A 6,465-nucleotide genomic window follows, 5' to 3' on the forward strand; every position below is an offset into this window, starting at 1 on the left:
TGTCGCCGCCCGGATTGACGACGGCAACATTGCCCTCGGCGCGGACCTCGCCGGTCTTGCGATACCAGGTCACCTTGTCGGCGCGCAGGCGGTTGCCTTCGCGGAACATCCGGACATCGCCCGATGCAGTGACGACATCGGCTTCGCTGTCATATTCCAGATTTGCGGCGCTGAAGGTGATTTCCTCCTCATTCGCCGGGGTCTGTGTCGCTTCGGGCGGAGGTGGGGCGGCCGTGGCAGGCTGCTGCAAGTCCTGCGCCCGCGCCGGGACGCCCGAAAGCATTGCGAAGGGGAGCGCCGCGGAAAGAAGAAGGTGTAAACGCGTCAAACTCTGCCCCACGAAACCGCATTGCTCTGATCTCGCCCGCATATCGCACCGTAATCGTGTCGCTGCAACGGCTGGGGAGCCTGCGTGTCATTCCGGTTTTGCCAGCGGCGTCGAACCAGCCTAGTAAGCGCACCATCCAATCTGCTTGCCGAATTGAAAGGTCAGGTTCCCCGATGCGTATCCTCTTTGCCGATGTTCAGCCCCAGGGTGCGTTCGCGCTGGCTCTGCCGGTCCGCAAAGGCGCCGATTTTCCTGCGAGTTTTCCGGGGCTCGACGCCGGCGCGGTCGCGCTCGCAAAGGGTGCTGCCGCGGCGGCGCGCTTCGAGGGCGATGTCGCCGCGAGCGCCGAACTCGTCGTCGCGCAGGACAGCGCGACGCGCCGTGTCGTTCTGTTCGGCGTGGGCGAAAAGGCTGACGCGTCGGCATGGGAGCGCGCGGGCGGCGTGCTCGCCGCGCGTTTGCTGACATCCGGCGAGAAACGCCTGGTCGTGGACCTTTCCGCCGCCGCGCCCGCTGCCGAGAGCGCAGCGCGCCTCGCATTCGGCGCGGTGCTGCGCGGCTGGCGTCATGACGTCTATCGTACGCGGCTGACCGAAAAGCAGAAGCCGACGCTCGAAGAGATCGTGATCGTTGGCGCCGGGGCGGATGCGGCAAAGGCGTGGGAGCGCTGGTCCGCGCTGGCGGAAGGCGTGATGTTCACGCGCACGCTCGTCACCGAGCCCGCCAACGTCGTCTACCCGGAAAGCTTCGTCGAACGCTGCCAGCATCTCAAGGATCTCGGCGTCGAGATCGAAGTGCTTGACTGGGATGCGATGGAAAAGCTCGGCATGGGCTCGCTGCTCGGCGTCTCGCTCGGCTCGGCGCGCCCGCCGCGCCTGCTCGCGATGCGCTGGGACGGCACCGGCGGCGCCGAGAAGACCCCCGTCGCCTTCGTTGGCAAGGGCGTGACCTTCGATACCGGCGGCATTTCGATCAAGCCCGCCGCGGGCATGGAAGACATGAAGTGGGACATGGGCGGCGCGGGTGCGGTCGCGGGTGCGATGAAGGCGCTGGCGACGCGCAAGGCCAAGGCCCACGTCATCGGCATTTGCGCGCTGGTCGAGAACATGCCCGACGGCAAGGCGCAGCGCCCCGGCGACATCGTCACCTCCATGTCGGGTCAAACCATTGAAGTTCTCAACACCGACGCCGAGGGGCGCCTCGTGCTGTGCGACGCGATGACCTGGGTCCAGCGCAAATACGCGCCCAGGGTGATGATCGACCTCGCCACGCTGACGGGCGCGATGATCATCTCGCTCGGCAACGAGCATGGCGGCATGTTCTCGAACGACGATGGCCTTGCCGATCAGCTCCTTGCCGCTGGCAAGGAGTCGGGTGACCCGCTGTGGCGGTTCCCGCTGTCGGACGCGTACAACAAGCTGATCGACTCGCCGATCGCCGATATGAAGAATGTCGGGCCGCGCGGCGCCGGATCGATCACGGCGGCCCAGTTCCTCCAGCGCTTCGTCGACGAAGGCGTCAAATGGGCGCATCTCGACATCGCGGGCATGGTCTGGGCCGACAAGGCCGGACCGGTCTGGGAAAAGGGTGCCACCGGCTTCGGTGTCCGCCTGCTCGATCGCTTCATCGCCGACAATTTCGAGAAATAAGCCCGGTCACATCGCTAGGCCGTCCTGTCAGCCCTGGCTGGCATGACGGCCGGGGCCAGACATCATGCAGGTCGATTTCTATCAGCTGGAAGCGCGTCCGGTGGAGCAGGCGCTGCCGCGCATCGCCGAGCGTCTGCTTGATGCGGGCGCGCGTCTGCTCGTCGTCGCCGATGATGAGGCGATGGTCGAAAGGCTCGATGCCGCGCTCTGGGCGTATCGCGAGGACGCATTCCTGCCGCACGCCATCGCCGGACGCGACGTTGATGCGGTCCAGCCGGTATTGCTGTCGCCCGCCGTGGATGCCGCCAACGGCGCACGCAATATCGCGCTCGCCGACGGGTTGTGGCGCGACGAGGCGCTCGATTTCGATCGCGTCTTTTACCTTTTCGATGGCGAGACCGTCGACGGCGCACGCGCCGCCTGGCGGGCTCTCGGTGGCCGCGAAGCGATGGAGCGCCGCTTCTGGAAGCAGGACGAGCATGGCAAATGGAGTCAGGTTGGCTGACGCATTCGTCTGAACATCTTGCAGCGCAACACAAGCACGGCTAAGGCGCGCCGCAATCCCCCAACCCCGCTTTATGGAGACGAACGGCCATGGCCGCCAATCGCACTTTCTCGATCATCAAGCCCGATGCCACCCGCCGCAACCTGACCGGCGCAGTCACCAAGATGCTTGAAGAGGCCGGCCTGCGCGTCGTCGCCTCGAAGCGCATCCAGATGACCAAAGAGCAGGCCGAGGGCTTCTACGCGGTCCACAGCGAGCGTCCCTTCTTCAACGACCTCGTCAGCTTCATGATCTCGGGCCCCGTCGTCGTGCAGGTGCTCGAGGGCGAAAACGCCGTCCAGCGCAACCGCGACATCATGGGCGCCACCAATCCCGAGAACGCCGAGCCCGGCACGATCCGCAAGGAACTCGCCGAATCGATCGAGGCGAACTCGGTCCATGGTTCGGACAGCGACGAGAATGCGGCGATCGAGATCGCCTATTTCTTCAAGCCCGAAGAAATCGTCGGCTAACGTCCGCTGGACGAAATCCGGCCATTCCACCGCTCGTCCTGAGGAGGGACTGAGCGCAGGCGAAGACCCGTCTCGAAGGACTGCCCGGCGGTTCCTTCGAGATGCCGTTTCGCCGGGCTCAACGGCTCCTCAGGATGAGCGGATACGATTTCGCCAGTCTGAACGATGTAAACGGCCCGGCAGCGATGCCGGGCCGTTCTTCCATGCGCCGCCCGATGCGGATAAGGGCTGCGCCATGTCCGACACCATTTCCATCCGTCTCTGCGGCGCTGAAGACGCCGCTGCGCTGTCGCTGATCGGCGGCGCCACCTTCCTCGAAACCTTCGCGGATTCGATCGACGGCCCCGATATCATCGCGCATTGTCAGGGACCGCACGGCGTTGCGGCCTATGCCGGCTATCTCGCCGATCCCGAAAGCCGCTGTTGGCTCGCTGAAATCTCTGAAACCGGCTCGCCCATCGGCTATCAACTGCTCACCGTGCCCGACCTGCCTGTCGATATCGTGCCCGGCGATATCGAGCTCAAGCGCATCTACATCTTTTCCAACTATCACGGCGGGGGCCTTGCCCGGCGTCTGATGGAAACGGCGATCGAAGAGGCGCGGGCGATGGGTCGCAAGCGGTTGCTGCTCGGCGTTTACGCCGAAAACCCACGCGCGATCGCCTTCTACACCAAGATGGGTTTCGAAATGGCCGGCGAACGCTGGTTCACCGTGGGCACCCGCGACTTCTACGACAAGGTGATGGCGCGGGCGCTTTAGGCCTTGAGCGTGTGGAATTTTCGCGTCCGTTTTCGACCATTGCGAACGTTCAATCTTCGCCTGATAAGGACGCTATGTCGTCTAACTTGACCAAGTCAGAACGAATGGAACTTCGCCGGGCAATGGGGAACCGAGCCCTGCCCGAAATTCCAACGGTCCCATACCATCGCGGGCCGGAATGTCATTGGCCACACGCCTGTTTCGACTGTCGCAAATCTTGGAAGCTGACGGAGGCATCCACAGCCAAGTGTCCGGAGTGCGGCGGCGAACTACACTGGATGGGGCGCGCATTCAGGGTCCCCAAGAAGGCGGACGAGGAACAATGGGCGAAGGTGCGCGCCCTTTGGTTCGCCGGGTTTCGGTTTGTCAATCACACACGGTGGAAGGAAGCAGAGCCGTTCCCTGAGCGTTTGCGCGACGTCGAGGAGTTCGTCAGCCGAAACCAACAACATCCTTTTCGGATAACTGCCAACGTCCGCTAACTACCCAGTCCAGACGCACCGGCAATTGCGCCTCAAAACAGCATCGCCAGCTTCTTGGGCGCGACCATGCGCCAGCTCGCGGCCAGCTTTTCTTCGACGCGTTCCCAATCCACATCGCCACCGTCGAGCCGGATGCCGATCCAGCCCGAGGGGCCGAGATAGGGCGGCTTGTAATAGATGTCGGGATCGGCCTCGATCAGCATCATCTGCTCTTCGGGGCCGCCGGTCTTGACCAGCACCGAGATGATGCCGTCGCCATGATGGTCATGGCTGAAATAGGCGAAGAACTTGCCGCCCTCGATCAGGAAGCCCGGCGAACCATGCGAGCTTTTCTCGGTCGTCCTGGGCAGCGCCAGCGCGCGTTCGCGCACCTGATCGAGCAGCCAGTCTGGGCTGGTCTCGCGGCTCACCAGTTCGGCGAGCATGCGCGGATAGAGCTGGTGTTCGGCGATCAGCACGCGCGCGGCGAGCGTTTCGGGCGTATCGCCGGGCAGGATCGCGACCTCGGTCTGGCCCAGCACGGGGCCGTCGTCGAGTTCGGCGGTGACGATATGGACCGAACATCCGGCGACGGTGTCGCCCGCGTCGATCGCGCGCTCGTGCGTGTCGAGACCCTTATATTCGGGAAGCAGGGAAGGGTGGATGTTGACCATCCGGCCTGCCCAGCGTCCGACGAACTCGGGCGAGAGCAGGCGCATATAGCCCGCAAGCGCGACATATTCGACGCCGGCCTTGCGCAGTTCCGCGTCGATGATCGCGTCGAACTCGGCGCGCTTTAGCCCCTTGTGGCTTTGCCCGAAGGTTGCAACGCCCTCGGCCGCCGCGAGCTTCAGCCCTGCGGCATCGGGATCATTCGCGGCGACTAGCACGATCTCATAGGGGCAGTCGGCGCGCTTCGACGCATAGAGCAGCGCGGCCATGTTCGAACCGCGGCCCGAGATCAGGACGCCGACGCGCGCCTTTTCAGCCATGGTGCGTTGCCGACCAGGCTTCGCGCGCACTCCATGTCTCGGTATCGCCCGTCACGGTGCAGCCCTTTTCGCCCGCCTCGATGCGGCCAATGCGGAACACCGTCTCGCCCGCCGCGGTGAGCGCTTCGGTGACCACCGCGACATCGCCTTCGTCGACGACCAGCGCCATGCCGATGCCGCAGTTGAAGGTGCGCGCCATTTCCTCGGGCTCGATATTGCCCTGCGCCTGCAGGAACGCCATGAGCCGCGGCTGCGGCCACAGGCTCGCATCGACATGCGCGTGGAGACCGTCGGGAAGCACGCGCGGGATATTTTCGAGCAGCCCGCCGCCCGTGATGTGCGCCAGCGCCTTGATCCGCCCTGAGCGAATCTCGGGGAGCAGCGACTTCACATAGATGCGCGTCGGCGCCATCAGCGCGTCGATCAGCTTCACATCCTGATCGAACAGCGCGGGACGATCGAGCTTCCAGCCCTTGTCCGCGGCGAGGCGGCGCACGAGCGAGAAGCCGTTCGAATGCACGCCCGAGGAAGCAAGGCCGAGAATCACCTGACCCGCAGCGACGCGGTTGCCGGTCAGCGCCTGATCGCGCTCGACCGCGCCGACGCAGAAGCCCGCAAGATCATAGTCGCCATCGGCATACATGCCCGGCATTTCGGCGGTTTCGCCGCCGATCAGCGCGCAGCCCGCCTGACGGCACCCCTCGGCGATCGAGGCGATGACGCGCTCGGCGACGCCCGATTCGAGCTTTCCGGTCGCATAATAGTCGAGGAAGAACAGCGGCTCGGCGCCCTGCACGATCAGGTCGTTGGCGCACATCGCGACGAGATCGATTCCCACGCCGTCGTGATGATCGTGGTCGATGGCAAGTTTGAGTTTGGTGCCGACGCCGTCATTGGCGGCCACGAGCAGCGGATCGTTGTAGCCCGCCGCTTTCAGGTCGAAAAAGCCACCAAAACCGCCGAGTTCGGCGTCGGCGCCGGGGCGGCGCGTGGCCTTGGCGAGCGGCGCGATGGCCTTGACGAGCGCATTGCCTGCGGCGATCGAGACGCCAGCCTTGGCATAGCTGTAGGATTCGGTTTGACTGTCTTTTGAGCTCATATGACGCGCCTACTCATATCGGGCTTGGATTTCCACGCCCAACTCGCCAAAAGAACGCCGTGACCCTCGCCAAACGTCTTTTCCGTCCGCTTCCCGTCCTTGCAGCGCTCCTTCTCATGGGAGGCGCGAGCGTCGCTGTGCTCGCACAGATCGAGGGGA

At 64.5% G+C, this 6,465-nt stretch carries 7 protein-coding genes; 4 read left to right on the forward strand and 3 right to left on the reverse strand.

Annotated features, from left to right (window positions below; translation table 11 throughout):
- Positions 1-250: LptA/OstA family protein (locus tag MKI88_RS20945; RefSeq protein ID WP_348636292.1), on the reverse strand; the 250-nt coding region annotated here is incomplete at its 3' end.
- A 251-nt stretch (positions 251-501) separates the two neighbouring features.
- Between MKI88_RS20945 and MKI88_RS20950 the strand changes: the two genes are divergently transcribed.
- The 4 genes from MKI88_RS20950 (at position 502) to MKI88_RS20965 (ending at position 3,754) form a co-directional block, all read left to right on the forward strand.
- A complete protein-coding gene (locus MKI88_RS20950) occupies positions 502-1,977 on the forward strand; it encodes a leucyl aminopeptidase (RefSeq protein WP_241633494.1) in 1,476 nt (491 codons plus the stop codon).
- A gap of 64 nt (positions 1,978-2,041) precedes the next feature.
- Positions 2,042-2,482: a DNA polymerase III subunit chi gene (locus tag MKI88_RS20955; protein ID WP_241633495.1), complete on the forward strand. Its 441-nt coding sequence runs from the start codon at positions 2,042-2,044 to the stop codon at positions 2,480-2,482.
- A gap of 89 nt (positions 2,483-2,571) precedes the next feature.
- Entirely contained in the window at positions 2,572-2,994 is a 423-nt protein-coding gene (gene ndk, locus MKI88_RS20960; RefSeq protein WP_241633496.1) for a nucleoside-diphosphate kinase, read from the forward strand.
- Positions 2,995-3,229: 235 nt separating this feature from the next.
- Positions 3,230-3,754, forward strand: a complete 525-nt coding sequence (locus tag MKI88_RS20965; protein WP_241633497.1) for a GNAT family N-acetyltransferase — start codon at positions 3,230-3,232, stop codon at positions 3,752-3,754.
- 514 nt (positions 3,755-4,268) lie between these two features.
- On the opposite strand, the gene purN is transcribed toward MKI88_RS20965, so the two are convergent.
- A complete protein-coding gene (purN, locus tag MKI88_RS20970; protein WP_241633498.1) occupies positions 4,269-5,207 on the reverse strand; it encodes a phosphoribosylglycinamide formyltransferase in 939 nt (312 codons plus the stop codon).
- Positions 5,200-6,306 carry a phosphoribosylformylglycinamidine cyclo-ligase gene (gene purM, locus MKI88_RS20975; RefSeq protein ID WP_241633499.1) on the reverse strand — a complete coding sequence of 369 codons (1,107 nt, stop codon included), beginning with the start codon at positions 6,304-6,306 and terminating at the stop codon, positions 5,200-5,202. Before purM ends, purN begins: the two co-directional genes overlap by 8 nt.
- Positions 6,307-6,465 lie beyond the last annotated feature (159 nt).

The organism is Sphingomonas sp. LaA6.9, from assembly GCF_022601895.1.
GTDB lineage: Bacteria > Pseudomonadota > Alphaproteobacteria > Sphingomonadales > Sphingomonadaceae > Sphingobium_A.

Bases quoted from the DNA above. Each gene is read 5' to 3' on its own strand.
- MKI88_RS20950 (WP_241633494.1), top strand. From the start codon at position 502: ATGCGTATCCTCTTTGCCGATGTTCAGCCCCAGGGTGCGTTCGCGCTG.
- purN (WP_241633498.1), bottom strand. From the start codon at position 5,207: ATGGCTGAAAAGGCGCGCGTCGGCGTCCTGATCTCGGGCCGCGGTTCG.
- MKI88_RS20955 (WP_241633495.1), top strand. From the start codon at position 2,042: ATGCAGGTCGATTTCTATCAGCTGGAAGCGCGTCCGGTGGAGCAGGCG.
- ndk (WP_241633496.1), top strand. From the start codon at position 2,572: ATGGCCGCCAATCGCACTTTCTCGATCATCAAGCCCGATGCCACCCGC.
- purM (WP_241633499.1), bottom strand. From the start codon at position 6,306: ATGAGCTCAAAAGACAGTCAAACCGAATCCTACAGCTATGCCAAGGCT.
- MKI88_RS20965 (WP_241633497.1), top strand. From the start codon at position 3,230: ATGTCCGACACCATTTCCATCCGTCTCTGCGGCGCTGAAGACGCCGCT.